The organism is Longibacter salinarum (genome assembly GCF_002554795.1).
Taxonomy (GTDB): domain Bacteria; phylum Bacteroidota; class Rhodothermia; order Rhodothermales; family Salinibacteraceae; genus Longibacter; species Longibacter salinarum.
In genome coordinates this window covers 39,164-64,382 of record NZ_PDEQ01000004.1, presented here as the reverse complement: position 1 = coordinate 64,382, position 25,219 = coordinate 39,164, and the positions used below count along the sequence as shown (strand labels likewise).

The 25,219-nt window shown below is 60.8% G+C and carries 23 protein-coding genes; 14 read left to right on the top strand and 9 right to left on the bottom strand.

Features of this window, described 5'->3' with window-relative positions; translation table 11 throughout:
- Positions 1-207 precede the first annotated feature (207 nt).
- From CRI94_RS08735 to CRI94_RS08720, 4 genes are all read left to right on the top strand, one after another.
- Entirely contained in the window at positions 208-1,881 is a 1,674-nt protein-coding gene (locus tag CRI94_RS08735) for a M1 family metallopeptidase (RefSeq protein ID WP_179862224.1), read from the top strand.
- 159 nt (positions 1,882-2,040) lie between these two features.
- Entirely contained in the window at positions 2,041-2,361 is a 321-nt protein-coding gene (locus CRI94_RS08730; protein ID WP_143815347.1) for a hypothetical protein, read from the top strand.
- Between the two features lie 82 nt (positions 2,362-2,443).
- Positions 2,444-3,826 (top strand): FG-GAP repeat domain-containing protein, encoded by a 1,383-nt coding sequence (locus CRI94_RS08725; protein ID WP_098075320.1) that lies wholly within the window; start codon positions 2,444-2,446, stop codon positions 3,824-3,826.
- Positions 3,827-3,833: 7 nt separating this feature from the next.
- Entirely contained in the window at positions 3,834-4,409 is a 576-nt protein-coding gene (locus CRI94_RS08720; protein WP_245846134.1) for a nuclear transport factor 2 family protein, read from the top strand.
- A 19-nt stretch (positions 4,410-4,428) separates the two neighbouring features.
- Here CRI94_RS08720 and CRI94_RS08715 read toward each other — a convergent pair whose 3' ends face one another.
- Positions 4,429-6,549, bottom strand: coding sequence for a M28 family peptidase (locus CRI94_RS08715; RefSeq protein ID WP_098075319.1), 2,121 nt, complete (start codon positions 6,547-6,549; stop codon positions 4,429-4,431).
- A gap of 49 nt (positions 6,550-6,598) precedes the next feature.
- Positions 6,599-7,072, bottom strand: a complete 474-nt coding sequence (locus CRI94_RS08710; RefSeq protein WP_098075318.1) for an NUDIX hydrolase — start codon at positions 7,070-7,072, stop codon at positions 6,599-6,601.
- 296 nt (positions 7,073-7,368) lie between these two features.
- Between CRI94_RS08710 and CRI94_RS08705 the strand changes: the two genes are divergently transcribed.
- On the top strand, positions 7,369-9,852 hold the full coding sequence (locus tag CRI94_RS08705) for a S49 family peptidase (RefSeq protein WP_179862223.1): 2,484 nt from the start codon (positions 7,369-7,371) through the stop codon (positions 9,850-9,852).
- Between the two features lie 135 nt (positions 9,853-9,987).
- Here the strand turns inward: CRI94_RS08705 and CRI94_RS08700 are convergent, their stop codons facing one another.
- The 4 genes from CRI94_RS08700 to CRI94_RS08685 all read right to left on the bottom strand — a co-directional run bounded on the left by CRI94_RS08700 (position 9,988) and on the right by CRI94_RS08685 (position 14,087).
- Positions 9,988-11,343: an ABC transporter permease gene (locus CRI94_RS08700; protein WP_098075316.1), complete on the bottom strand. Its 1,356-nt coding sequence runs from the start codon at positions 11,341-11,343 to the stop codon at positions 9,988-9,990.
- Positions 11,344-11,589: 246 nt separating this feature from the next.
- Positions 11,590-12,441 carry an ATP phosphoribosyltransferase gene (gene hisG / locus CRI94_RS08695; RefSeq protein WP_098075315.1) on the bottom strand — a complete coding sequence of 284 codons (852 nt, stop codon included), beginning with the start codon at positions 12,439-12,441 and terminating at the stop codon, positions 11,590-11,592.
- A gap of 165 nt (positions 12,442-12,606) precedes the next feature.
- Positions 12,607-12,870, bottom strand: a complete 264-nt coding sequence (locus CRI94_RS08690) for a phosphoribosyl-ATP diphosphatase (protein ID WP_098075314.1) — start codon at positions 12,868-12,870, stop codon at positions 12,607-12,609.
- Between the two features lie 470 nt (positions 12,871-13,340).
- Positions 13,341-14,087, bottom strand: a complete 747-nt coding sequence (locus CRI94_RS08685) for an ABC transporter ATP-binding protein (protein WP_098075313.1) — start codon at positions 14,085-14,087, stop codon at positions 13,341-13,343.
- A gap of 307 nt (positions 14,088-14,394) precedes the next feature.
- Here CRI94_RS08685 and CRI94_RS08680 point away from each other — a divergent pair, with 307 nt between their 5' ends.
- The 9 genes from CRI94_RS08680 (at position 14,395) to CRI94_RS08640 (ending at position 23,779) form a co-directional block, all read left to right on the top strand.
- Positions 14,395-15,000 carry a biotin transporter BioY gene (locus CRI94_RS08680; protein ID WP_245846133.1) on the top strand — a complete coding sequence of 202 codons (606 nt, stop codon included), beginning with the start codon at positions 14,395-14,397 and terminating at the stop codon, positions 14,998-15,000.
- Positions 15,001-15,303: 303 nt separating this feature from the next.
- Positions 15,304-16,536 (top strand): tetratricopeptide repeat protein, encoded by a 1,233-nt coding sequence (locus tag CRI94_RS08675; protein ID WP_098075312.1) that lies wholly within the window; start codon positions 15,304-15,306, stop codon positions 16,534-16,536.
- 151 nt (positions 16,537-16,687) lie between these two features.
- On the top strand, positions 16,688-17,338 hold the full coding sequence (locus tag CRI94_RS08670; protein ID WP_098075311.1) for a DUF1684 domain-containing protein: 651 nt from the start codon (positions 16,688-16,690) through the stop codon (positions 17,336-17,338).
- A gap of 219 nt (positions 17,339-17,557) precedes the next feature.
- On the top strand, positions 17,558-18,664 hold the full coding sequence (locus CRI94_RS08665; protein WP_098075310.1) for a vWA domain-containing protein: 1,107 nt from the start codon (positions 17,558-17,560) through the stop codon (positions 18,662-18,664).
- A 193-nt stretch (positions 18,665-18,857) separates the two neighbouring features.
- Positions 18,858-19,658, top strand: a complete 801-nt coding sequence (rsmA, locus tag CRI94_RS08660; RefSeq protein ID WP_098075309.1) for a 16S rRNA (adenine(1518)-N(6)/adenine(1519)-N(6))-dimethyltransferase RsmA — start codon at positions 18,858-18,860, stop codon at positions 19,656-19,658.
- Positions 19,659-19,888: 230 nt separating this feature from the next.
- Complete coding sequence (gene mgtE / locus CRI94_RS08655) at positions 19,889-21,280, top strand: magnesium transporter (protein ID WP_098075308.1); 1,392 nt, start codon at positions 19,889-19,891, stop codon at positions 21,278-21,280.
- A gap of 389 nt (positions 21,281-21,669) precedes the next feature.
- Positions 21,670-22,338: a hypothetical protein gene (locus CRI94_RS08650; RefSeq protein WP_098075307.1), complete on the top strand. Its 669-nt coding sequence runs from the start codon at positions 21,670-21,672 to the stop codon at positions 22,336-22,338.
- Entirely contained in the window at positions 22,308-23,021 is a 714-nt protein-coding gene (locus CRI94_RS08645; protein WP_098075306.1) for a T9SS type A sorting domain-containing protein, read from the top strand. Before CRI94_RS08650 ends, CRI94_RS08645 begins: the two co-directional genes overlap by 31 nt.
- A gap of 299 nt (positions 23,022-23,320) precedes the next feature.
- Positions 23,321-23,779, top strand: coding sequence for a site-specific integrase (locus tag CRI94_RS08640; RefSeq protein ID WP_098075305.1), 459 nt, complete (start codon positions 23,321-23,323; stop codon positions 23,777-23,779).
- Positions 23,780-23,908: 129 nt separating this feature from the next.
- On the opposite strand, the gene CRI94_RS08635 is transcribed toward CRI94_RS08640, so the two are convergent.
- From CRI94_RS08635 to CRI94_RS08625, 3 genes are read right to left on the bottom strand one after another with little or no spacing between them, the layout of a single operon-like run.
- Positions 23,909-24,340, bottom strand: a complete 432-nt coding sequence (locus tag CRI94_RS08635) for a DUF1499 domain-containing protein (RefSeq protein WP_098075304.1) — start codon at positions 24,338-24,340, stop codon at positions 23,909-23,911.
- 49 nt (positions 24,341-24,389) lie between these two features.
- Positions 24,390-24,809, bottom strand: coding sequence for a cytochrome c maturation protein CcmE domain-containing protein (locus CRI94_RS08630; RefSeq protein WP_098075303.1), 420 nt, complete (start codon positions 24,807-24,809; stop codon positions 24,390-24,392).
- 53 nt (positions 24,810-24,862) lie between these two features.
- Positions 24,863-25,216, bottom strand: coding sequence for a CcmD family protein (locus CRI94_RS08625; protein WP_098075302.1), 354 nt, complete (start codon positions 25,214-25,216; stop codon positions 24,863-24,865).
- Positions 25,217-25,219: the final 3 nt, after the last annotated feature.

The window sequence follows — 25,219 nt, the reverse complement described above, 5'->3', positions numbered from 1 at the left end:
ATGGCCTGAGTCACGATGATGTGACAGTTGGAGGGGGATTGGAAGTGCGAAGTGCGAAATGCGAAGTGCGAAGTACAAAATGCGAAATGCGAAATGCGAAATGCGACGTTCGAATTGCTAGGTGACTCGACCGCTTGTGGAACCCGAAACTTGATCGCTCCCGTTACACCGCTTCCGACCCTGACTCCTGTTTGATTGATGCATCGAATGGACGCTTCCCTGCGATTCTCGCCCCCCTTCGTTTCTCTCATCACTCTGCTCTTTGTTCTGAGCTACGGTACCGTAGCGTGCCAGGCGCAGCCTGCGGGAAACGGTGGGCCCACGCCTGCTCACCCGGAGATCGATGTGCAGCACTACGACTTTCGAGTGACGTTGTCGGACCGTAGCGACGAAATCACTGGCGAGGCGACCGTTCGACTCCGCCTCACGACCGATACGCTAACGGCGATCCGTCTGGATCTCGATGATCCACAGACCGACAATGTAAAGGAAACCGGGATGACCGTCACGGCAGTGGAGGAGGAAGGCCGCTCCGTCTCATTTCGACAGGTGAACGATCATGTGGTCATCGAGCCAGAGGGCCAGCTGAAAGAGGGTGAGGAGCGCACATTTACGATACGTTATTCGGGCACACCAGCCGATGGTCTCATCATTGGAAGCAATCGCCACGGCGATAGAACCTTCTTCGGTGACAACTGGCCCAATCGTGCTCGGCATTACGTACCGGTTGTCGATCACCCGTCGGACAAGGCGACGGTGGCCTGGACGGTCGATGCTCCGTCTCGCTACGATGTTGTGGCGAATGGCGAACGACTCGGACAGACGGACCATGGCGATCGCCGCGTGACCCGCTATCGTACCGAAGCAACTCTACCGACGAAGGTGATGGTCTTCGGGGCGGCGGAATTCGTCGTCGACTCGCTCGGCGTTCAGGGCGACATCCCGATGCAGAGCTGGGTATATCCAGAAGACCGCGGGCCGGCCATGCGAGATCTGCAGGTCGCTCCTCGCATCGTGCGGTTCTTCGAGGGGAATATCGCGCCGTACCCGTTTGCCAAGCTGGCCAACGTGCAGTCGACGACACGCTACGGGGGAATGGAAAACGCGAGCGCGATCTTCTACAGTGAAAGTGCTATGGCAGACGGTGAGCCGTCGACGGGTCTCGTCGCCCACGAGATCGCGCACCAGTGGTTTGGTAACACGGTAACAGAGGCAGATTGGCCGCACCTCTGGCTCAGCGAAGGCTTCGCAACGTACCTTGAGAAACTGTATCTCGAATATGCGGAAGGAGCTCAGGAGATGCGGGAGTCGATGGCGTCAGCCCGAAATCAGGCACTGGCGTTTCAGCGTCAGAACCCAGACGAGCCGTTGGTTGACACGACGTATACGGATCCCGCGCAATTGCTCACATCCAATCCGTATCTGAAGGGCGCCTGGGTCCTGCACATGCTCCGCTTCGAACTTGGCGACAAGGCCTTCTGGTCGACGCTGCAGACATTTTACGAGAGAAAAAAGTCTGGCAATGCAACCACGGCAGATTTTCAGTCGGCGGCGGAGGATGTCTCTGGGAAGAGCCTGGACATCTTTTTCGAGCAGTGGACCCGGCGTGCCGGATACCCGATTCTTGACATCGAGTGGCACTACAGCGATCAGAACGAAGCGGTCGAGTTGACGGTCGAGCAGGTTCAGAGGTCCCCCGTCTTCGACGTGCCGCTCGAGATCGGTCTTGCTATTGGCGATACCGAAGATCTCGCCACGCTCGACATCACGAAACGGAAGGAAACGTTCACGGTCGATGTGCCAGCGCCTGTGTCGGACGTCACGGTCGATCCGCACACGTGGCTTCTGGGGGAGTGGGATGTTCACTCGGCGTCGAAATGAGCCGATGAATTGAGGTCCGCGCGGAGTGAGCAGGCAAACAAATCGACGGCGGGCTGTAACCTCTAGCGGCCGGTATTCGTGTGGCGGGGTGAACGACGGAAGGGAGACGATCCCGAGGTTCCGGTCTCACCATTCTACCGACTCAGCCGTTTCTACACGATGACGTCTTCGAAGCAATACGCTCCACGCCGCGCCTTCTCCAGTTCGGTTCGCTACATGCAGGATCACGGAAAGAAACGCGAACTCAACCCCTCCGTCGACCTCCTTCCCGATGAGCTTCTTCCGGGCATGATGGCGTCCCGCGACGCGCGGCGCCATTCGATGCAGAACAAGGCGATCCTAACGAGCCTCATCGGCCTGGCGCTGGTTGTAATTATCGCAGTCTCCTCTGCGTTCGCTCTGACGGAGCCGACGCCCGAACCGTTCGCCGTAGAGTCGGACGCCGAGGTCGTCACGATGCAGGACCTCCCGACGAGCTAACCCGCTGGCTGGAACGGACGGCTGCGGTTTGGCGTGCACCCGGTGTCTCCCCGATGACACCCCCGCCGCCGGTTTCCGAACCATGACCCGTTCCGCTGCGTCGTCCATTTCGTTCGCCTTGCTGGCATTGGTCGCTGGTGTGCTGACCTTTGCCGGTGCAACTGGAAGCACCGGCAGCGCACAGTCGTCAGGCGTCGCCGACGATACCACGATGCTCTTTCGAGACGCGACCGTGAAGCACCTCCCGACGTCGGAGCTCACGGGATACAGCATGGACGCGGCCGTGGCAGACGTGAATGGAGACGGCGCGCTCGATGTGGTCATTGCCAACGAGTTTAAGCCGAATATCCTGCTTCTCGGAGACGGAACCGGTCATTTCCGGGACGCTTCCGAACGCATTCCCTCGCACGATCGTGACAGCGAAGATGTAGCTGTCGCCGATTTTGACGGCGACGGATACCTCGACATTGTGGTCGTCACGGAGGACGACACGGTCAACGAGTTCTACCTGAACGATGGCTCGGGCCACTTCAGGGACGCGGGCGATCGCTGGCCGGTGGAAGGCACCTCGAACGCTGTTATCGTGGTCGACCTGGACGATAACGGCTTTCCAGATCTTCTTGTCGGCAACAACGGGCAAAACCGTGCGCTCATCAACGATAGTACCGGTCGTTTCTCGGATGAAACGGCGTCGCGCCTACCAAGTCGCGATGATGTCACGCAGGATCTTGAACTCGGGGATGTCGATGGTGACGGCGATCTGGATCTCATTGTCGGAAACGAAGACGTCAACCGCCTGCTATTGAACGACGGTCGTGGCCGCTTTCGGGATGCTGACCCGAGAGCTCTGCCCATTCTCGATGTCCCGGAGGAAACCCGGGAGGCTGATTTCGGAGACGTCGACGGCGACGGCGACCTCGACCTGATCTTCGCCAATGTTCGGCTTTTTGTCGAAGATGCCCGGCGCCAGAATCGGCTCCTGCTAAACGATGGTAGCGGCCGGTTTCGGGACGCGACCGCGGCTCGCATACCGATCGACGACCAGAGTTCGCTCGATGCAGACTTCGTCGATCTCGACCTTGACGGCGACCTCGACATCGTGACGTCGAACGTGCTCTTCGACGGTGAATCCATTAAGAGCGCACCCTACGGCATTTTACTGAACGATGGCGGTGGGCGCTTTTCGGACGCCACACGCTTCGCTCTGCCGAAGATTATCACCGGGCGCGGGCTTGATTCGGAGGCGGCCGACTTTGACTCGGATGGCCGCCCGGATCTGTTTCTCTGCAGTCGCGGCACCGTGGACCGGTTACTGCTGTCCGTCCCGCCGCCTCTCCCGGACACGATCGCAGTGGACACGCTGACGACCGATAGCCTCTCGCGCGACACCATGTCCCGTGATTCGGCATCGTCTGACTCGATGCTTCAGGACACAACGTTAACGGATACCCTTTCAACCGACTAGATCATACATGGACTGCTTCAAGCGCATCGCCACGAGCACGCCGACCCGCTCATCGTCCCGCTTCTGGTATCGGTGTCTGGTTCTGATGCTCTGTGCGGGAACCGCCGGATCGGCGCCGTCCCTGGCCGCTTCGCCCGAGCATGGGGAGGTGAAGGAACGGGTGGCGCCTCGCGACACCGCAGAAGCGGCCGTCCGCGGCGCGATCGAAGCGCTCTTTGACGGAATGCGAGCCGGTGATGCTTCTGCAGTGCGAGAGGCCTTCCACGACGACGCGCGCCTTTTCACCGCAACTGCAGATTCGCTCCGGTCGGGTAACATCGAGAGCTTTGCCGAGGCCGTCGGGTCGCCGCGGGACCAGGTGTGGGACGAGCGGACGTACGAGGTGACGGTCGACATCGACGGTCCGATGGCCTCTGCGTGGGTGCCGTACGCGTTCTACCTGGGCGACGAACTGAGCCACTGCGGGGTCAATGCCGTGCAGCTCGTCAAGGGGAACGGGCAGTGGAAGATTCTCCAGCTCGTTGACACCCGGCGCACGGAGTGCGACCTACCGGATTCGGTCACATCCCCGGATGGCGAGTAGTTTCGTTTCCTCGGAGTGGTTACTGGAGAAGGTCGATCGCTTTCTGCACGCGACCGGTCAGGTCGTTCACGGCACGGACGTAGATATCGACCCACCGGGCAAGGCCGGAGGCGGTGCCGGCTTCGACCTCGTAGCGAAGTCCCGGGAGCATCCACGAGGCGTATCCGCTGAACGGGTCGGGCGATGCATACAGCGACCGTTTGAGCGGGTGGTTCTGGAGCCCTGGGGGGTGAAGAAACGCCTTTTCGAGCCCGATCATCGCCTCGTTTACCTGTTCGAGGTTCGGGACCGTTCTATCGTTTGCGAGAGCCGCATCGCGTGCCTCTGTAAAGGTCGTCGCGGCATCGCGAAGCGAGTCGATTGCCGAATCGAGAGCCGTGAAGTCAGCTTCCACGTCCTGTTCACTGGCACGTTCTGCGAGGTCATCGAGGTGAGAGCGCAGGTCCGTCGCGTAGCGAACGACATCGTACGGAAGCACCTCCGCGTTGGCGAGGCGAAGGGCAAGAATGCCGTCGACGCGAGCCAGGGCGGGGCCGTGGACGAAGGTCGTGTCGGCGAAGCGCTCATACCACGCGAAATTGTCGTAGGCACTATGGTAAATCGGTGCCGAGCCTCGCATGCCGGCGCCCAGCGAGGGAACGCCCGCGAACGTGTAAAAGCCGACGTGGTCCGATCCGCCGCCGAGATTGCCGAGAATGCTGTCGTCATCCGCCCGTGTCTGGGCGCGCTCGAGCACGGTAAGTGAGTCGGACGACGGATGATCGACCGTGGCCGCCGCGTCGAGGAGCGGCTGCTTGAGGGAAGGAGCTGCAGCACCGCCGAAGCGATCGCCGGAGACGGCTGCATCCGCGTTAATGTACGCCACGCCGCCCGTTGTTAGTTCGTCCTGCAACTGCTCCACCCATTCGGTTGAGCCGAGAATACCGTACTCTTCTGCATCCCAGTGGCCGATGAGGATCGAGCGACGGAGGCGACAGCCGTTTTTAGCCATCTCCCCGAGCGCCTCTGCGATGAGGAGAAGGCTCGCCGTGCCGCTGTTCGGGTCAACGGCACCGAACGTCCACGCGTCGTAGTGTGCTCCGAGAACGATCCACTGCTCCGGGTACTCGCTCCCCTCGATGCGACCGATCACGTTCGACGCGCGCACCATCTGCTTCGGCTGGTCGACGCGCAGACGAACCGTGAGCTCGGAGCCGCCGGTCACGCGGTACGCGAACGGGAGCGCGCCCTGCCATCCCTGCGGGACCGGCTGCCCGTCCATTCGCTCGAGGATTTTCTTCGTCGAGGCGTGCGGAAGCGGGGTCACGGGGATCGTCGGGAGATCGGCCTCCTCAGGGGAGAGTCGTTCGGCCCCCTCACCGTTCGGCAGCGACGGCCCGGCCGGGGTGAGCGGATCGCCAGACAGGGGCGTGAGCACCGAGCCACGCTGGATCGTGCTTTCACTCGCGTGGCGCCCCTCGGGATACGGTAGGCCATCGGCATATCCACCGTCCGCTGGATCCGTGTACATGATCAGGCCCGCAGCGCCCGCTTCCTCCGCGTACTTGGCCTTGAAGCCGCGGAAGTTGCCACCGTAGCGCGCGAGAACAATTTTCCCCTTGACGGAAATGTCGTTTTCGGCGAGCCACTCGAAATCCTCCTTGCGCCCATAATTGGCGTACACGACTTCTGCTGTCACGTCGCCCGACCCGGAATACGCGTTCCAGGCGGGATCGAGGTTCGGGTGATTCGAAAACCGATCCTCTTCGAGGATGTATTCCTGTCGATTGAGCGGCTGGCGAATCGGAGTGACGAGCTCCACGTCGATATTGTGCGCCGCATCCGGAGAGGGCATGTAGAGGTCGTACGGGTAGCGCTCGACGTCCAGGCCCGCCGCGTTCATGACGGAGTCGATGTAGGCAGCGACCCGCTCATTGGCTGCCGAACCGGCGGGATGCGGCTCCTTCGTCAGCCGTTGCAGGTGAGCGCGAAATGCTGATGCCGTGGGAATATCCGTGAGTCTCGACTCGCACGTCTGCTGGGCATCGGACGAGGATGGGGAGAAGCCGGTGAGGGGCTGCGCGGCAACGCGTTGTGGCTGCGCGCTGAAGGTGAGAATGACAGCGAGAGCGACAACGACGGCGATGAAGCGTGGAAACATAAGAGAAAGGGCCGGGGGAAAAACGTGCGATTGGGACGTCGGGCGTCGCTCATTTGACGTCGGATGGGATGTGGAGCGAGGGCGGAATCGGGCTCGTCGCCATCTCCGCGGTGAGCAGGGCGAGTCGCTGCTGTTCGGGCCACGCCAGTTCGCTGCAGGCATCGGCTGGCGTGAACCACCGGTACTCGTCGTGTTCGGCGTTGAGAGTGATGTTCGCGTCGGGCAATTCAGCGGCAAACGCCGGCGTCAGGCTAATGCGGTCTGTTTTCCACTCGTAGAATGTATTGACCGATGGCAATGCCCAGAGCCGATCCGGCGTGCATCCCGTTTCTTCGAGCAATTCCCGCTTCGCGGTTTCCCAGGCGGCCTCTCCCGAATCGATTCCGCCACCGACCATGCGCCAGGTTCCTTCGTACGAGGTGCCGTCCGCCCGGCGCAAGAGCAGTAATTCAACACCCATTCCCGCTTCGGGCGTAAGGCGATACGGGTAGACGTCAACGACGCGGATCGAAGCGTTCGGCATAGGGAGGAAAGATGGCAGAGTGAGGGAGGGAAAGGAAAAATCACCCGCTCGCGCGGGTAGCGTTATCGATGGTTCGGTGTGTGGGGGCAGTGCTCAATCCGATGAAATCAATAAAAGACGTCGCCATGCCCGGATCAACTGAGAGGCTAATCTTGCTCTCCCGCTATGCTTCGGCTCCGACACACGCTCGATGCGTGTAACCTTGTCCGCCGTATTTCGTACCGTGCGCAGACGCCCCGGTGCACAAAAGGGTGGCTCAGATGGTTCGTCGTATACATTTATTCTTCGAGGGTAATATGTCAGCGTTTCTGCGTGGGGTGTCGGTAGCGTGCCTTCTGATTCTAACCAGTTTGCTCGTTCGTCCCGTCGGGGTGATGGCGCAGGCAGGATCGCCGGATATGGCGCGGTACTACGATCAATCGTTCTTCCTTTCCGCGCCGCCGGCTTCCTTCGGTGACGGACTGTTCGGTACGGCAAATCCTGCACTCGCAAGAATGGTTGGATCTGGAACGGCGTTCATCTGGAGCAGCGATGGAACGGACGTGGGCTCGATGCAGAACTGGGGAGTCTTTTCCAACCTGGGCGGCCTCTCCGCCAGCTTCACTCGGTTGAATCGTGGACCGCTCGAGGTGAATCGGTACCACATTGGCCTGAGTGGCGGTACGCGGAGTGGTGCGATTGGCATTGCCTATCAGGGCTTTGGCGGCGATGCGACGGCACTCGGCCGGTACAACCGCTTCGTGGCGGGCTCTGTCTTTCGGCCAACGCGCTATCTGTCCGTCGGAGCTGTCGGTAACCTGGCACTGGAGACGGACGACTGGGAGGTCGTCGGGGAGATCGGGGTGCGTCCATTCGGCACGTCGCGGCTGACGCTCTTCGCAGATGCGTCCATGGAGGATGGCGAGGCGATCCAGGATGCGCTCTGGAGTGCAGGTGGCGCGGTAGAGATTGTCGACGGCGTGCAACTCTTCGGGCGCTTTTTCGAGAATGAGACACAGACCATCGGGCTCCGCATCGACGTCGGCCGGGGCGGCGTCGAATCCTTCTCGGGCATCGACACGGACGGGGACTACAGCGGGCAGGTCAGTCGGATCCGGATGGGATCGCATCAGCCCAGCGCGCTTTATCGCGCCGTCGCATCGGGGCGTCAGCGCATCGACCTCGACCTGTCGGGGTCGTTGCCCTATCGCAAGACCAGGATCGCGAGTTTCTTTGGCAGCGCGCCGCCACGGTACTATGAGGTGTTGCGCACTATTCGGCAGGCGGCTGAAACGGGAACAGTTCGCGTAATTACGCTCAATCTCAGCGGCGTAAAACTGGGGACGGCGAAAGCCTGGGAGTTGCGGCGCGCCTTGCAGACGGCATCAGACCGCGGCATCACGGTGGTCGCCTATCTGGAAAATGCCCAGATGACGGATTACTACCTCGCGAGTGCGGCGGACGTTGTGGTTCAGGATCCGCGAGGAAATATGATCCTGCCCGGGTACGCGCTGAGCCGTACGTACCTCGACGGCACCCTAGACAAGCTCGGTCTGGAGTTCGATGAGTGGCGCTTCTTCGAGTTTAAGTCCGCGGCAGAGACCCTTTCCAGAAAAGAGTTCTCAGAAGCCGACAGCACGCAACGCGCGGAGTACCTCGAGGACGTGTACGCTACCGTCGTTCGTGGCATGTCAAACGATCGGGACATCGACCGCGACTCTCTGGATCTCCTAATCGACGAGAAAACCATTCTCACGGCCAGAGATGCACAATCGGCTGGTCTGGTTGACTCATTGGGGCGCTGGCATGATCGCGATCAGTTTGTAGACGATTTGCTCGGGCATGGCACTCGCATGATCGATGCCGAGGAGCTAGACGAAGTCGCGACTGCGACACGCGCCTGGAGCGAACCGGACAAGATCGCTGTGGTGTATGGGATCGGTCCGACGTCGATGGACACCGGCATCGAGGCACGCACGCTGCATAAATCGATCCGTGACCTCAAGTCGCGTGATGATGTGTCGGCCGTCGTTTTCCGTGTGGACTCGCCGGGAGGGGACGGTATGGCCTCCGATCTCGTCGCTCAGGCGCTAAAAGAGGTGGCGGCCGAGAAGCCGGTCATCGTTTCTCAGGGACAGGTCGCGGGATCTGGCGGCTACTGGATCTCGGCGTACGCCGACACGATTCTCGCCACGCCGACGACCGTCACTGGATCCATCGGCGTTATTGGCGGCTGGCTCTACGCCGACGGCTGGAGCGAGAAAACCGGACAGACCTACGATGTCGTGCAGGAGGGCCGTCGTGCCGATCTGTTCACCGGATATCGACTTCCGATTATCGGGGCGCAGATTCCGGCACGTCCGCTGCGGACGGACGAGCGAGAGCGTGTGGAGGAGCTGTTTCAATCGTTCTATACCGATTTCGTACAACTGGTGGCCGAGGGGCGAGATACGACCGAAACCCATATCCGAGAGGTTGCGGAAGGACGAATCTACTCGGGCATCGACGGCAAACAGGTCGGACTCGTGGATGAGATTGGCGGCTTCCTCGATGCCATCGATCTCGCACGGCGTGCCTCCGGTGTCCCGGCCGATCGCGCGGAGATCGTAGAGGTAAATCCAGAGTCGGGTTTCTGGAATCTGAGCCGGGTACTGCCCTTCCCATTCCGCCTCATTGCACGTGGCTCCGGTGACAGTGAGACGGAGTCGCCGGCCGAGGCATTCATTCGCACGGCCGTCGAGAATCAGCCGGCCCCGTTTGTTATGATTCCGCCGGGACTGTACCCGGTCGAGCCGCGCTAGGAAGGCATCGTACAGGATCGGTCGACCGAAACAAAGAGAGCGGACGTCGCACCCTCTTGGTGCCGGCGTCCGCTCTCTGTTTGATGCATCATCGTATCTCTTATCCGGATCGCTCTCCGGCTTCAAAATCGTCGTTCAGGTGCTCCGGAGCGCCTCTGCCGGCTCGATGCGTGCTGCCCGCCGGGCGGGAAAGACACCCGCGAGCAGGCTGATCAGCACCGCCCCGACGAAAATGACGGCCATCATCGCCGCGGACGTGCTGAAGACCGTGATGGGCGGCACGCCGAGGGAGTCGAGATACATGTTGACCGCCGCGTCGAGACCGATTACGATCAACCCGCCGAAGATCAGACCCGCAATTCCACCGAGCGCGCCGAGCGTCGCGCTTTCGATGACAAAGAGCCGCTGCAGGTCCTTCGCGTCGCCGCCGACCGCCATCATGACGCCGATCTCTCGGTAGCGCTCGCGAACGTTCATCATTACCGTGTTGGCGATGCCGATGGTTGCGACAATCATAGCGATAAAGCCGATGATGCCGAGCGCGAGGTCCATAATCAGGAACAGCTGCTCTAGGCGGTCGAACTGCTCCCGGAAGCTGGTTGCGTACACGCCCATCTTTTCAATCTCCTGACGTACTTCTGGGAGTGTACTGGCGTCTTTGAGTTGCACGCGAACTGCCTGATACCCGTCGAGCGTCTCGGCATTTCGAAAAAGCAGATCGAGTGTCGAGAAAAAGGAGATTTTGTCGAGCGACTGCGCGTACTGGACGGGGACGAGGGCCCGCGTGAAGCCGGTCAGCGGTTGCTGGTCGTCCTTGATGATGCCGGACACCGTCGCGTCATAGCTGTGCTGTCCCATCGGTAGCGCGTTCAGACCGCCGCCAAACATCTGGGCAAGGTTCTGCATCTTCGACATGTTGAACGCAGCCGTGATGATCTCGACGGGTTGCCCGACGGCTGATTCTGGCGTTTCGAAGCCGAGTCGTTTCGCCATTGATGGGCTGATCAAGACGCCGGCCTGGTCGGGCTGGTCGAAAAAGTTGCCATACTTGGGCCGATACAGGTCGATCTGCTGAAACTCCATCGGGATCGCCTCCGCATTGATGACGATCTCGCGCCCGTTGGCACGAAGCTTACCGGGGAAGTTGTCTTCCGGATAGGCTGCGAGCACGCCGTCGATCTTCTCGATTTCGTGCACGAGACTATCGGTGAGTGCAACCTGGCCCGTCATGCTGGCCGTGTCTGCGACCTGCATGGCGACACGCCCCGGTCCGGTCAGGGCGGGAATGCGGTTGGACGTGACGCGGAGGGTGTTATACAGCTCCAGGGCGTTGAACTCACGCTGGGCGTTCTGCTGCAGTCCCGAACCGTAGGCGAGGAGCGTCATGAGCGCGGCGACACCGATCAGGACGCCGATCACAGTCAGGACGCTACGTGTTTGGTTTCGGCGGAGGTTGTCCCACGCCAGCTTGAAGAGGTCGGCTACGCGCATGAAGATGGAGGAGGCGTACAGGATGAATCGTCGGAGGCAGTAAGGCGGCTGCTCGTCTACACACGCCCGAGGACATCCGGGGTTGAGCGAAGACGGCAGGACAAATTCGAATTTCCCGTTCCGTTTGCCAGGAAGGAGTCGGCCGGCGAGGTGGAGAACGCAGTACGTGGTTCAAAAGGAGAACCCGACCGGAGGCGAGATGCCCGGTCGGGTTCGATCGTCATTGCGAGAATCGAGTCGGGAGTGTCAGATTCGGCACGTGCGGATGTCGGTCACGATAATGCCTTTCGCGCCAATCGCCGTCAGTTCGTCCATGATCCGGTTGATGTCGCCCTGCCGGGCCATCGCCTTCACAGCGACCCAGCCGTCCTTGCTTAGCGGCGACACGGTGGGAGACTCGATGCCCGGTGTGATGTCTTTTGCCTTTGCCAAGTGCTCCTTCGGCAGGTCGTACTCCACGACGATGTGCTCGCGCGCTACAAGAATGCCTTTGATGCGCTCGGCGAACAGCCGTGCCGGTTCAAGCGCTGCGACATCGTTGTTCTGGGCGATCAGGATGGCCTGAGTGTTCAGGATCGGATCGCCCGTCGTCGTAAGTCCTGCCTCATCGATCGTGCGGCCGGTCTGCACGACATCGGCAATCGCGTCAGCAACGCCAAGCTGGATCGAAATTTCCACGGCGCCGTCGAGGTGCACCACCTTCGCGTCAATGCCGCGACGCTCCAAGTCCTGGCGGACGAGGCTGTCGTAGGAGGTCGCGATGCGAGTGTCGGCGGTGAACGTATCGGGCGTGAGTCCGCCTTCTTTCGGGACGGCGTAGCAGAACCGGGCCTTTCCGAATTTGAGCGGCATCAACTGCTTGACGTCCGCGCCGCTGTCATGGAGCAGGTCCAGGCCGGTCACACCGAGCTCGACGATGCCCTTGCTGACGTACGTCGCGATGTCGCGGGGGCGGAGGAAGATGAACTCGACGTCGTTGTCCGCATCCCGGACCGACAATTCCCGGCCACGGCGCTTCGCATGATACCCGGCCTCCTCGGCTAGGGTGACGGCTCCGTCGGAGAGGGCTCCTTTGTTAGGGAGGGCAATCTGAAGCATAGGTGGGTGGGGTTGAGAGAGTCGTGAGGTAGAGGGCAAAACGGGCGGACGCCAGCCCGGCATCCGCGGGCGCCGTCGGGCTTGAGGCGCTTACGGCTGGAGGTTGAAACGGCTTTTCTCTGGGCTATAAATGCTGTAGCAAGGCTACAGATTGTTATAGCTTCGCTACAAGTGTTTATAGATATCGTCCAGGTCGAGGTCGCAGGCAATCATCATGCACTGCACGTGATAGAGAAGCTGCGAGATTTCTTCTGCCGTCCGCTGGCGTCCTTCGTGCTGGGACGCCATCCACACCTCTCCGGCTTCCTCGAGGATTTTCTTGCCGATCGCATGAGAGCCTGCATTCACTGCTTTCACAGTGCCGGATTCCGGATCCTGTCGGTCGACTTTTTCCTGGAGTTCGGCAAACAGCTCTTCGAATCGTTTCATACGCGAGCGATGGAGATTAAACGAGCGACAACATGGAGAGGCAGATGACCACGTCGTATGTCGCCGGGTATTCGGCTTCGCGACGCTAAACACAGAATAGGCGGCACAGATCGGTTCGCACAGGGCGTACCGGACGTTTGTCTCAGAATTCGCAGAGGACGACGGGGGAGGAGAACCCACGTAGCCGGAATAGACAACGGGCGGTCCCCGCTGGAGGGTGGAATTGTCCGCGTCCTGCCGACCGTTCCGGATCGAAACGCATCTACGGGCTGAACAGCCTGCGAGCGCGGCCGTGATCTCGTGGACGGACGGGGCCGTGGGGCGTGGAGGCACGCCGATCGCCGCCATATGGGCGATGCACCGGCCCCACGGAAGCGGCGGCCTGGCACGACGGGGGACGGAGCGATATGCTACGGCCTCCTGAAGGGTGGGCGTGGTTTCGCAAAAAACCTTCCCATCAAGCACCGGATTTAGCAATCTTCGTCGGCCAGGATGCGGCCGTCGCGGAGTTTCAAAACGCGTTCGGTAACGTGCTGAACTTCGTCGAAGTGGTGGGTGACGACCACGACCGTTCGCCCTTGCTCGTGGTGGACGTGTTCAAGCAGGTCGATAATTTGCTCTCCGGTTTCAGAGTCGAGGTTGCCGGTTGGTTCATCCGCCAAGAGGAGCGGCGGATCTGTGACGAGCGCCCGGGCGACGGCCACGCGCTGCTGTTCGCCGCCGGAGAGCTCCGCCGGGCGATGATCCATGCGGTCACCGAGTCCCACAATGTCGAGCGCGTTGGCTGCGCGTCCCTGTCGGTCCGAAGGAGCAACGCCGGCCAGGATAAGCGGAAGGGCCACGTTTTCTCGCGCCGTCATCGTCGGCACCAGATGAAACTGCTGGAAGATGATGCCGATCATGCTTCGGCGGAAGCGGGCCTGCTGTTGTCGGTCGAGGGAGCCAAGGTCCCAGTCGCCGACCGTGATCCGGCCGCGGCTTGGTCGATCCATGGCCGACAGCAAGTGCAGAAACGTGGATTTACCGGAGCCGCTCGGGCCGACGACCGCGACAAACTGACCCTGCGGAATCGTGATAGAAATATCCGTTAGCGCTGTGACCGTTTCCGATCCCATCTCGTAGGTTTTGGCCACATCGTCGAAGGTGACGAGCGAGGGCGCCGAATTCGAAGACACCGCGTCCGACGAAGCGGCGGAGGGGGCAGGGGACGACGACATGAGCGATCGGTAGGGCTGAGGGGATCAAGAACGGCCGCTTGTACTTGCAGCCGCAGGGCAGAGTTCGACAAAATCCCGGTACGACGACACAGCGTTCGGGAGTGTCCGATTTCTGTTGAACATTTCGACAAGCAGTGCGACGGCTGGAAGTTCTTGTTGCCTGTCAGTATCCTCATGGTTGATGAACCGTGGACGTCCGGTGGCTCCCCGTGCGGCAGGCTCACCCGCGAACGACTTTGTTCGACAATGCCGTGACCGGCCATTCCGACGTTCATTCGACGCTCGCGACCTCATCCTGACTGCGCCCATGATCACAGACACACTCTCGCTTCGTTCCTCGCGATCCGCTATTGTCGATCGCCTGCGCTCCGATGACGCGTCCGCTGCTCTTCAGGCGCTCGGTGTTGTCGGCTTTGCCCTGCTGACGGTTCTGGCCGCCGAGTCGAGCGTCCGCCTGTACCTCTGGGAAGTGCCGATTACTCTCCAGACGGCTGCCGTCTACGGGAGCGGCCTGTACCTGGGATGGAGAAACGGCATGCTCGCGCAGGGTCTGTATTTGCTGCTTGGCATGTTTCTCCCGGTGTTTGCCGGTGACGGAGCTGGCCCCTCGTACCTGCTTGGCTTGATGTCGGCGGGATACCTGCTTTCGTATCCCCTTGCAGCCGCTGCGATCGGGTACCTCTCCGAGCGCTGGAATTCGCTTTCCGGATCGATGCTTTCGATGCTTGCCGGAGCGACCATTTTCTTCACCGCCGGCGTTGTGTGGTTGCACTTTGCAGCTGGGCACGAGACGTGGATGGAGTCGATCGACAAAGGATACCTTCGCTTCGTTCTGATCGACACAGCGAAGATCCTCTGCGTTGGCCTCCTCTACACAGGCACGCGGTCGTTCTTCACCACGAAAGACAAGTAGCACGCCGTTACTTCTGAGCGGTTCAAAGCGTCTCTTCCTGCACCGGGGAGGGACGCTTTTTTTTAGTTCAACGTTCAGAGTTCAGGGTTCAGAGTTCAGGGTTCAGGGTTCGGGATGGGCGTGAGAGCTTTGAACGATCGTCTCGGCCTTCTCGGATGTCATCGATTTTTCCGTACACGCTCCCTCTCGCTCTGGCGCCCTCTCGTCCCTCGAACCCCAAACCTCATCCCTCACAAAGGAACAGCCCGATTTTAGGGTTGGTACCATATCGACGACGGTTTCTACACACGGTCGGAATGCTGCATGAATGACTTTTCCCTCTTGACGTGGTTGCGAGGCGTGGCAGTCGCCATCGTCCTCGGTGTCCTCTTTGGTGCTCCAGCGAATCAGGCGACGGCGAGCGTGTGGCAGCGGGCGATGGTGGAGGACCCGGTGCCGGACCCGCAGAGCTCCGTGCTCGATACACCGTTTGTGCGGGAGCATGGCGCGAAGGGCCTCGAGCTTCTGTACAACATGGAGTTTGACGAGGCTCGAACGCACTTCGACAAGATCGATGCTCGCTATCCGGATCATCCGGTGGGTCCTTTTCTGAAAGGGCTGAACGTCTGGTGGAAGATTCTCATCGACCTTCCGGACGCCTCGCACGACGAGACGTTCTACAACGCGATGAACGAGACCATCGATCGGTGTGAGGAAATCCTCGACGAGGATCCCGATAACTTCGACGCCACCTTTTTCAAGGGCGCCGCGCTCGGGTTTCGCGGTCGGCTTCGCTCCAATCGGGGCGACTGGTTCAAGGCCACTCTCGACGGGAAACGGGCCATCGGGTACGTTCGGGAGGTCGCCCAGCAAGATCCTGAGAACGACGATTACGTCTTCGGGAAGGGCATGTACGACTACTACGCAGCCATCATCCCGGAAGAGTACCCGGTGTCGAAGGCATTGATGTGGATGATGCCCGACGGGGACCGAGAGCGGGGCATTCGTCTGATCCGCCAGGCGGCAACCGATGGGTACTACATCCAGACGGAAGCCATCTACTTCCTCGCGCAAATCTACTATATCTACGAGGATGACTACTCGAAGGCGATCCAGTACACGGAGGAGCTTCGCGAACGGCACGATTACAATCCGTACTTCCACAACATGCACGGCCGTGTGATGGCTCGCTGGGGCCGATGGAAGCAGGCGAAAGAGGTCTTCAGCGAAGTCGTTGCGCGCCACGAGGAAGGCCGAACGGGTTACAACGCACACATGGCGGAAGTGGCGCGGTACTACCTCGCCCGCGAGCGGATGGTGCGTCGCGACTATGACGGTGCACTGCAGCATCTTGCAGCACTTGAGGCGCTGACGAGCCGCGACAAGGGCGACACAAAGTTTAAGGTGCTTGGCTACCTGTATCAGGGCATGGCGTACGATGGACAGGGGCGGCGTGATCTCGCAGTGAACCGATACCGAATGGTCCTGCGCATGGACGACTACGCAAATGCCCATGATCAGGCCGAGCGGTACCTGGATGATCCGTACGGATACTGAGAGAAGGCACGTGCGGGCTCGCGGTTAGAGCCAGGCGGACGTGTATCCGCTCCCAGATGGGTCCCGCGAAATTGCTGTGCATGCGGATGCTCGCAGGCCGTGATGCGTTAGGAACGAAAATGGTTTTCCTGAACGAAACGTCGAATTTCTGATGGCCGATGTTCTGGTGCGAAACAACGCATCTGCTATTGCGCCGCGCGGGATGTGGATTCTTGGGATGTTGCTGCTCTGTACCGGTCTCGCGTTCGCCGGGTGCGGAAATCAGCAGTCGGAGAAGAGCTACGCCGATCGGATCACGCAGGAGCGCGTCTCCCGTGACATGGAGATGCGAGGCGATCGCAGCGTCATCCCGGCAAAGCAGCGCAAGTCCTTCCGTGGCCTGCAGTACTACGACATCGACAGCACCTATCGCTTCGTCCGTCCGGTCGATCGGCCGGCAACGCCGGATACGGTCCGCATGGCCCAGAGTACCGGTGGCGTCGCCGACCAGTTGCGCGTTGGCACTGTGGCAATCCCGTTTCCACAGCGGGGAGACACCCTGGCCGTCTTCGAGGTCACGGAAGGAGAGGAGCGCGGGCAATGGTGGATTCCCTTCACGGATGAGACGAACGGCGGGACGACGTACAAGCTGGGGCGATACGTCGACGTCGAGAAAATGGACGGCGATTCCGTCATCGTCGACTTCAACACCGCGTACAACCCGACGTGCGCGTACAATCCGCGGTTCGCGTGCCCGATCCCCCCGGAGGAAAACGCCCTTGCGTTCGACGTGCCGGTTGGCGAGCAAAAACCGTTGTTTTAGATGGTTCAGGGTTCAGAGTTCAACGTTCAGGGTTCAACGTTCAGGGTTCATTTAAGCGACCGCAGGGGGCGACCGCGTCGATCCGTGCCCACGTCCGCGGATGATCGGTGTGCCCCGGCCATGGCCAACGCGTAACATGTCCGGCGAAAACAAAGGGTAACACCGGGTCGTACATTCGTCATCACCAGATTCCACGATCCACGGGGAGAGACACCGGCCATGCGTTTCCGTTACACCGATTGGGACCCCGCACGCCACGGCAGCGAACAGCCGCTATTCGATCAGCTGTTCGACCTCTTCAAGAAGCTGCTGCAGCACACGGCCGGCGACGCACAGGAAGCGCTGAATTGGCTCACGCAACTCGACGAGCAGTACGGACTCACCGACGGGCACGAGGAGGGTATCGGCGACTTCATCGAGGAGCTCAAGAAGCGCGGCTACCTTCGCGATGACGAGGAGACGGGCTCGGTGCAGATCACGGCGCGAACCGAGCGCACCATCCGGCAGTCGGCGCTCGAAGAAGTGTTCTCACAGCTCCGCAAGCACGGGCGCGGAGCGCATCGTACGCCGCACATCGGTCAGGGGGACGAGCGCCTTCCCGAGACGCGCCGCTGGCAGTTCGGCGATGACGTCAACCGTCTGGATGTCACGAACACGCTCTCCAACTCGTTCAAACGGTCCGGCATTGGAAGCGACTGGAATCTGGCCGAGGACGACTTCCGGGTGCACGAAACCGATCACAAGTCGACGATGGCCACCGTGCTGATGGTCGACCTGTCGCACTCGATGGTGCTCTACGGCGAAGACCGCATCACGCCGGCGCGGAAGACGGCTCTTGCGCTGGCGGAGCTCATCATGACGCGTTACCCGAAAGACACGCTGGATGTCGTCGCGTTCGGCAACGAAGCCTGGGAGGTGAGCGTCAAGGATCTGCCGTATCTCGACGTCGGGCCGTACTACACCAACACGCGAGCCGGACTGCAGCGGGCGCGGGACATCTTGCACCGCCGCAAGAACCGCAACAAGCAGATCTTCATGATCACGGACGGCAAGCCCAGTTGCCACTTCGAGAACGGCAAGATGTACCGAAATGCCTTCGGCCTGGATCGCCGGATCGTGAACAAAGTCCTCGACGAAGGCGTCATGTGCCGCCGGGAGGGGATCACGATCACAACCTTTATGATCGCCCGTGATCCCTACCTGCAGAACTTCGTGCGCGAATTGACGGAAGCCAATCACGGGCGGGCCTACTACGCCGACCTCGACAATCTCGGCGAGTATCTGTTCGAAGATTACGTCCGAAACCGGCGCAAGCGCATCCGTTAAGCGTCGACACCGTTCGATTGCCAGCGTGTTCACCGAGCCGTCCTTGACCACGGGCGGCTTTTGGTTTGTCCGTGGATCATCTATCGTTTGGTGAGCACAGCGCGTAAGATCGTGCCGGGTGCATTCGCTTGAACCGCGCCCTGCATGTTCGACGTGGTTCCTTCTGCATTACCGTACCTGAAACCTCATTTCCATGCCCGACCGCGTTCCCTTCCGCCCCAAGCAGAGCCTGGGGCAGAACTTCATTCACGACCCCAACATGATCGCGAAGATCGTGGATACGCTGGAGGCACCGCCCGATGCCGCCGTCGTCGAGGTGGGCGCGGGAACGGGAGCACTGACCGAACGTCTCGTAGCGAAGTACGACAACCTGTTGGCCGTGGAGGTCGACGAGCGTGCGGTGGAGGTCCTGCGCGGCACCCTTCCCGAACTCGACGTCCGCGAGCAGGATGTCCGAGAGGTGGATTGGGAGGCCGTGGCCGAAGAGCGGGGGCGACCACTGCACGTGATCAGCAACACGCCGTATTATCTCACCACAGAAATCCTTTTCGCCCTGCTGGAGGCGCGCGGGCACGTTGCGGAAGCCGTGCTGACGATGCAGAAGGAAGTCGCCGAGCGGATCGTGGCGGAGCCGAGGACCAAGGCGTACGGGATCCTCAGCGTGCTGCTTCAGCTGTTTGCGAGTCCGCACTATGCGTTCACCGTTTCGCGCCACGTCTTCTATCCGCAACCTGACGTCACGAGTGCCGTTTTGCACGTGACGTTCGATGCAGACGCGGGGCCGGTTAATCTGACGCTGGACGAGGTCCGCCCGATCGTTCAGGACGCGTTCAACCAGCGCCGCAAAATGCTGCGAAACAGCCTCAGCGCCTGGACCACTGAACGCGACCTCCCTGAAGAGATCGGCCGCAAACGCGCCGAGGCGCTCTCGCCCGCCGACTTCGCCGACCTCGCCCGCTACCTCCACGGCAAAACCGACAGCCTCCCCTCGTAAGCCGCCAGGCCAATCTAGATGCCGAGGCGGTGGAGCCCACGTGCGGGTAGATCGCAGTCGACCCACGTACCGCTTACCTTTTTTCGCCTGATTCCGGTTTTTCCCCGAGCGCACTCGCTTCAATCCAAGTACGGGTCGACCGCAGTCGACCCGCTACAAGAAGATAGCACCACCGTCCAGGCTCAGCACAGCATCTCAAATCCGGCAACACGTCCCAACCGCTCCTCCGCATGCCCTCCGCCGCGCCCGACACTCCTACCGAAGACCGTCCCGCCGGACTCCTCGAGGTCGATGCCGGCGTCGTCGACGATTTTACTGCGCTCCTCTCGCACGGGCAGCGCGGCATGGTGCTCAACCTGATCGCCGACCTGTACCCGGCCGACATCGCGCTCCTGCTGCGGCACCTGCCGTTTGATGAAGCGCGTCGGCTCCTGCGCTGGCTGCCCCCGGAGACGGCCGGAGACACCGTCGCCGAGCTCGAGGACACGTTCCGTGCCTCCCTGCTCGAAGACCTGCCGCAGCACAGCCTGACGCAGCTCCTCGACGCGTTGGACACCGATGACGCAGCCGATGTCCTGGCCGACTTGCCGGAGGAGATGGCGCTCGACCTCCTACCGACGCTCGAGGACACCGAGGACCTCACCGAACTGCTCGACTACGGCGAGGAGACGGCCGGTGGGCTCATGGCCCGCGAGTTCGTCGCCATTCGCCCGGGGTGGACCTTTGCGGAAGCCACCGAGCAGGTCCGGCGCTCGTCCGAAGAGGTCGACGAACTGTACACGGCATACGTCACCGAGTCCGACGGCACCCTCGTTGGCGTCCTTTCATTGAAGCAACTGCTGCTGTCGCCCGCCGACGTCCTCGTGCGCGACGTCATGGAAACGGACTTCATCTCCGTCACCACCGGCGTCGATCAGGAGGAGGTTGGCCGGATCGTGCAGCGCTACGACCTCGTGTCCGTTCCGGTGCTGGACGAGCACGGACGCCTCATGGGTCGCATCACCATCGATGACGTCGTGGACGTTATTCGCGACGAGGCCGAAGAGGACATCCAGATCATGAGTGGTCTGACGGGCGATGAGGGCACGTCCGATACCATCTTCCGGATCAGCCGCGGCCGTCTGCCCTGGCTCATCGTCGGGCTCATCGGCTCCGGACTGTCCGGGAGCGTGATCACGACGTTCGAAGGCGCACTGCAGCAGGCCGTCGTGCTCGCCACGTTCATACCAATCGTCACCGCCATGGGCGGGAATGCCGCGGTTCAAAGCGCGGCGATTGCCGTTCAGGGCCTCAGCAGCGGCGAGCTCTGGGTGGACGACATCTTCCGCCGCGTGGGCAAAGAGGTGGCCGTTGCCATGGTCAACGGGGCGGTCGTTGCTGCCCTTCTGTGCACGGCCGTCGCCGTCTTTGACCTGGGCGACCCGAGTCTGCTGGTCGCTACCCTCGGCCTGACGATGCTCACGATCAGTGTCATGGCCACGACGAATGGCGCCCTCATTCCCTTCATCCTCACCCGGTTCGGCATCGACCCCGCGAGCGCCATGGGGCCGTTCGTCACCACTCTCAACGACATCCTCGGCCTCACCGTCTACTTTCTGATCGCGTCGTACATTTATCTCTGATGCTCACTCGGTCACTGAGTCGTTATGCCTCCCGTGGCTCCTGTGCCCCGGGAGGCTTTTTTATAGGTGAAAATATAACTGCCTCAGGAGGCCCGGACAGGGTGCTCCGCCCACCGTTCTGCCGGGCCGCCTGCTTCCGCGGGGCCGGTTCGTCGTTGGTGTTCGGCCAAACCGTTTGCCGCCACGCCCCGCGGCCCCGTCCGGCCACGAAAAACGGGCGACGCTCGACTACACGCTGAATGCCGTCGACGGATGGATTCCCCTTATTAGAACATTTGACATTTCCTCCATAATCCGCGAGACTTCAATCATTCTAAATATTTTCGTGCGTAGTGCTTTGGGTGCACTTGCACGTTCGCGAACATCAACTCAGAGAATAAGGGGGGACTATGATTCGACTCGATACGATTTGGACAGCCGGGCTCGTCGTGCTCGGCGTACTGTTTTCGGGAGTGCTTTCAGTTTCCGCACAACCAACAGTGGATGGAGACCTGACGGATGTGCAATACACGGAGATTGGAACGAAGCAAAACAGTAATAACAGCTTTAGTAACGGAACGGATGTTCAGAAGATCGTGAAGTACGCCGACTCGTCCAATGATATGTTGTACCTCGGGATCGTCGGAGCAATGTCCACGTCAACCAGCGACGGGATCGGAGTCTGGATCAATATTCTAGGCCCCGGTGCCCCGGATGGCCGGGCGGCTGGCACCGCGCTGGCGGTTTCCGGAGGAGGGCACTACATCGGTGGTAGTGGTGGCACTGACTTTTCGGCCGCTTTCGACGTGGATGCGATGTATGCATTCAACACTGGCAGTTCAAATACGGACGTCTATTTTGATGCAGCAAACGTCATAGGCGGTACTCCAGCCGCTACATACGTCGGTTCGATGGATCAATCCGGAACGTCCGCGACGGGTACGGGCCCGGCGGTGCGACATTTACGTTCGCAACGGACAATTCGGGTGGAAGTGACACAGGCATCGAACTTGCCATCCCATTTTCTGAGTTCGGTGCGACGAGCGATATGTATGTTCAGGTCTTCGCCGTTGTTGTGAGCAGTAGCGCCTTCTTTTCAAACGAGACTGTTCCTGGCGATTACACAGGGTCGAGTCAGCCGGGCTTCAATGCATCGTTCGACACGTATTCGGGTGGACCGTATCACACGGTTGAATCGCAGCTTCCCGTCGAACTCTCGGCCTTCGATGTCCTACCGAACGGCCGGAACGCCATCCTCTCGTGGAAGACCCTGTCCGAGACGAACAACGACCGCTTCGTGATTGAGCACGCGGCTCCCGGCGCCGGATTCGCAACAGTAGGCTCGGTCGAAGGGCAGGGGACCACCACGCAGCAGACGGACTACCAGTTTACGGTGCGCGACCTCGCACCGGGTACGCACCAGTTCCGTCTCCGCCAGTTCGACATGGATGGGGCGTCCGATCTCAGCGAGGCCATCTCGCTTGACATCGGGGTCAATGGTCTTGCCGTCTCAAGGGTCTCGCCGCATCCGATTGCGCGTGCCGCGTCTGTTAGCATCAGCGCGGAAACAGCATCGCCGATCAAGGTCGAACTCTTCAACCTCCTTGGTCAGCGCGTTCAGACACTGTACACGGGGACGGTGAACTCTGGGCGGACGAAAGTCGTCGATATCGATGCCGACGGGATTCCGAGCGGCACGTACTTCATCCGTACCACGTCGAACATGGGCAATGATGTCCAGCGGATTTCCGTCGTTCGATAGGAGACCATCTCCACAATCGACATACGACGAACGCTTCCGCCACCTTCGGGCCCAGGCGGGAGCGTTTCTGCGTTGGCGGTGGTTGCCAGGTTCACTGCTCCATCTTTGAGGGCAGACACCAATGAAAGGACGAGCATGGAGAGATTGGCGGAGCAAAACCGGGGATAGAGGTGCTTACGCGGACATGCGCCAATCACTACAGGGTTGCCCAAACCCGTATCGTAGCTTCATTCGTGATCAGTCCCTGATTTTCCTCCGGATCGAAGTCTTCCCCCCTCGTCCATCCACCCCGCATTCTTATGAGTGAATCATTGAACCCGGCTCTGCACGAGGACGAGCGGTCCATGATCGAAACATTGCGCTCCGTCTCAGCATCCCTCCGCGACTTGCCGCAGCTCCTGCGTATCGTCCGGTCCGCCTATCGTAAACGAGATCGAAAGCCGCACCTTGAGCCGGCGTACGTCAACTGGATCGAGCGCTACGTGCGATTTTACCAGACCAAGCCGCTGGGCCTTCTCGACTCGAAGCACGTATCCGCGTTTCTCACGCACCTGGCCCGACGCCCCGGGATCTCCCCGGCCGATCAGGAACAGGCCCTCGACGCGTTGAAATTCTTCCATGCCGATGTGCTTCAGGCTCCGATAGACACCGTCGGGTCCTACACCCGTGCCAAGCCGCGTCGCCGCAGTTCAACGACGCCGGACGGGGAGGGACGCTCCTTCTGGCGCCTCGACTCCTCCATGCCGGCCGACGACTGAAGCAGCCGTCACGCAAAATCGTTGTCACGCGGACCGGGAACGACTCGCGGACGCGTAACACGACAAAAGGCCCTCCAGATTCGGTCTGGAGAGCCTTTTTCATGACGATAATTCTGGGTGCAAGACCGGTCATTCCTCAGGAAGCGCAGATTCGAGTGCCTCGAAGAAGCGCTCAACCCGACGCGCATTTACACCAAGATCACTGTGGCCAACCCGGCTTGCGCTCCGGATGTGGAGCGTGCTGCCCGACTCGCCTTCCGACGTGACGGCGATGTGCACATCATCCTTGAAGATGAGGACCACGCGATAGACGGCGTGAGCACGCCGGGCGTCGTCGTTTACGTCCAGGTCGGCCGGGCCGAGATCATCGAGCGCCGTTACGGCAGCAGCGAAGAGCGTGTCCGGATCCGTCTCGTACGATCGCTGCGTGAGCTCGCAATTTGGTGAATCAGGGCAGGGCTGTAGGGGAGAGGACGTAGCCACAGGCTGGGCGAGGACCGAGGGAGAGCAAAGGAGGAGCCATACACCGAGGATGCCCGATACGAGGAGCGACCGAGGCATTCGGCAGGAGGGCAGGTCTAGCGAACGAAGCAGAGCGCAACGACTGGGGTTATTGAGCGGACGTCGAGGACGGCGCGTTGCTTGCCTCTTTTCCTTTCAGCCCGCGTGCGTCGTTGTACTTCGACGGGCATTTCACCAGGATGCTTTCCGCGACAAAGGCATCATCGCCTGCGTATCCTTCCACGACCAGCTGCTCGGCCTCCTCAAAATTCGCCGGCTTCGGATTGGCGTACCGAACGCGCTGGATCGTTCCCTCTTTGTCGCGCATGTGGAAGATAAACACGTTCTGCTGCCGGTCGTAGCGCGTCGGCATATCTTCAGCCCACGTACCCACGACGTGCGCACGCGTCCCGGTCGCTTCGGCCTTGGCGAAGTTCTGATACCCGCCGACCTGAGAACCGAAGTTGGCGAACAGCATTCCGCCGAATGCGATGATGGCGACGACGCCGAGGATGGTTTTGATCTTCATGGTAGAAATGGGGTGATGCGGAATGAAAAGCCGCCGGGTCAGACAGCAAAAACTTAACGGTCCTGTTCGATCTCGCGTTCCAGTGAGGTAATCCGTCGGTCCGTTCGGAAAAGAAAGCCGAGAATCGCGAACCAGATGATCAATACCACGGCGAGGACAACGAGGATTTTGCCGTCAGCGATCATCGTCTGCTCGAATCCTTGGGGCTGTTTCGTGGGGATCTCCGTCTCGGCGGTCCAGACGGAGTCGTACGCGGAGGAGTCCTGCGTGGTCGCTTGTGCGCTCCGTGCTGTCGTCGCGCTGTCCTGTTCTGCAGATATCTGTAGACGAGCGTTCGACGCAGCATCGAGTCTCACATACGGAAGCGTATGAGGGACGGCGGAGGCCGGAAGGGGGGTGATCGTCATCGA